This window comes from Anaerobranca gottschalkii DSM 13577 (assembly GCF_900111575.1).
GTDB classification, from domain to species: Bacteria; Bacillota; Proteinivoracia; order Proteinivoracales; family Proteinivoracaceae; genus Anaerobranca; species Anaerobranca gottschalkii.
Genome location: NZ_FOIF01000101.1, coordinates 1 through 2,056 on the forward strand (window position 1 = coordinate 1; position 2,056 = coordinate 2,056).

Annotated in this window: 3 protein-coding genes; all 3 read left to right on the forward strand. The window is 32.3% G+C overall.

All coding sequences use genetic code 11. The annotated features are described in order from the left end of the window. Positions 1–53 precede the first annotated feature (53 nt). The 3 genes from BMX60_RS11755 to BMX60_RS11765 all read left to right on the forward strand — a co-directional run bounded on the left by BMX60_RS11755 (position 54) and on the right by BMX60_RS11765 (position 1,849). The gene (locus BMX60_RS11755) at positions 54–320 is read left to right on the forward strand and encodes a hypothetical protein (protein WP_091351618.1); all 267 of its coding nucleotides are present in this window, start codon (positions 54–56) and stop codon (positions 318–320) included. A 118-nt stretch (positions 321–438) separates the two neighbouring features. Further along, a complete protein-coding gene (locus BMX60_RS11760; protein ID WP_091351619.1) occupies positions 439–711 on the forward strand; it encodes an HU family DNA-binding protein in 273 nt (90 codons plus the stop codon). Between the two features lie 97 nt (positions 712–808). Beyond that, positions 809–1,849, forward strand: a complete 1,041-nt coding sequence (locus BMX60_RS11765; RefSeq protein ID WP_091351620.1) for a SpoIID/LytB domain-containing protein — start codon at positions 809–811, stop codon at positions 1,847–1,849. Positions 1,850–2,056: the final 207 nt, after the last annotated feature.

The following is a 2,056-nucleotide window of genomic DNA, read 5'->3' on the forward strand; positions in this document are numbered from 1 at the left end:
TTACACCCAATCAGAGTAAACATAGCTTAGGCTGTGTTGACTGATAAATAATTTTGTTAAAATATTCAATTATTTTTATTGATTTTAATAAAATTAATAACCTAGAAAAATGGGTTGATCAGAAGAAAAATGAGTATATCTTAAATAAAATGGATAAAAATATCTATAAGAAGGTAGTCCAGATTGTTAAAGATGAAGAGGAGTTGGTTAAAAATTTTGGTGATATATTAGTATTATTGATTAGCTTTGGTAGAATAAAAGGAAAGAATATAACCTATGAATTGCAAAAAGCTGTTAATAAATGGGAAAAAAACCTATGATTATAACTTTTTATGGTTTTTTTTCCAAAAAAAATACTAGATCTTGCAGGAATTACGGGATCTATAGAGAATAAATAAAATGAAAAATTTAACTAGAAAATTTAGGAGGTAATGTTCAGTGAACAAAACAGAATTAATTCAAAGTGTAGCTGAGAAAAGTGGTCTTACTAAAAAAGATAGTGAAAAAGCTGTAAATGCAGTTTTAGAATCAATCATGGATGCAGTTAGTGCAGGGGATAAAGTACAGCTAATTGGATTTGGTACTTTTGAAGCTAGAGAAAGGGCAGCTAGGGAAGGTAGAAATCCATCTACTGGTGAAGTTATTAGTATTCCAGCTACTAAAGTTCCAGCATTCAAAGCAGGTAAAGCGTTTAAAGATATGGTTAAGTAAGGAAAGACCAGGATTTAATCCTGGTTTTTCTCTTTACCCCCTTGTATTTTTATAGAAAGCCTAGCAAATACTATAAAAAAACAAGGAGGTAAATTTTATGGTTAAGAAAAGTTTAACATTAATCCTCTGTATTTTAATTATAATTTCTATAGGTGCCGGTTGTAGAGTAATGAGAAGGCCTGCCCCCAATCCAGAGACTGAACCTCAACAAGAGACAAAACCTTTTAATGAAGATAATGAAGAAATAACTGTGGAAGAGAAAACTACTGTAAAAATACCAGATCAAATTTCTCAAGGAGAAAACAAAGAACCTAAACTGAGGGTTTATATTGCAGAGCAAGGGACTATTAAAACAATGGCAATTGAAGAGTATATTATGGGTGTTGTAGCAGCTGAGATGGATCCTACGTGGGAGAAACAAGCATTGGCAGCACAAGCTATTAAAGCTAGGACATTTACTTTACAAAAGATAGCAGAAGATGGAGGAGTTCCAAGTAGAAATGCCGATGCATCTAGCAATATTGAGGAATTTCAAGCATATGATCCAAGTAGAATAAATGATCAAGTAAAAGAGGCAGTGGAGTCAACAAGGGGATTAGTAGCAGTATATAAAGATCAATTTGTTAGGGCTTGGTTTCATGCATATTGTGGTGGCAAGACTTCAACAGCTCCTGTTGGTTTAAATTATCAAGATGATAATCCACCTTATATACAAAGTGTAGAATGCCCCTGTTTTGATGGGATAGATGAAGATTTAAGGTATTGGGAAAAGAGTTATACAACAAGTAGAGTTCGTAATGTGGCTAGACAAGTTGCAGGGAAAGATCCAGGAAATGTTACCAGTTTTAAAATCGGTCAAGAAGAAGAGGGTAGAGCTGTAACCTTTTTAATAAATAATGTTGAAGTAAATGCTGCGGAATTCAGGTTAGCTATTGATAGTACAGAATTTAAATCCACGATTATAAATGATGTTAATATATCTGGTAATACTATTACTTTTAAAGGGCAAGGCTATGGTCACGGTGTAGGTTTGTGTCAGTGGGGAGCTCAGGTATTTGCAAGGGATCAAGGGAAAAATCCTGAAGAAATAATTAAACATTATTTTAAAGATGTGGTAATACAAAAACTTTGGGAATAAAAAAGTAAGCCATGAATTAAGGTGATGTTTATCCTAGTTTTAGGGATAATCATCACCTTATTGTTCTAAATATAAAAAAATGAACATATATATAATATATAACAGAAAAAAGGGTAATGTAAAAAGTTCTATGAAAAAATAGATTAAATACCACACGAACAGATTAGCATAAAGAAAAATAACGTAATCGCTCTTGACAAACAGTCT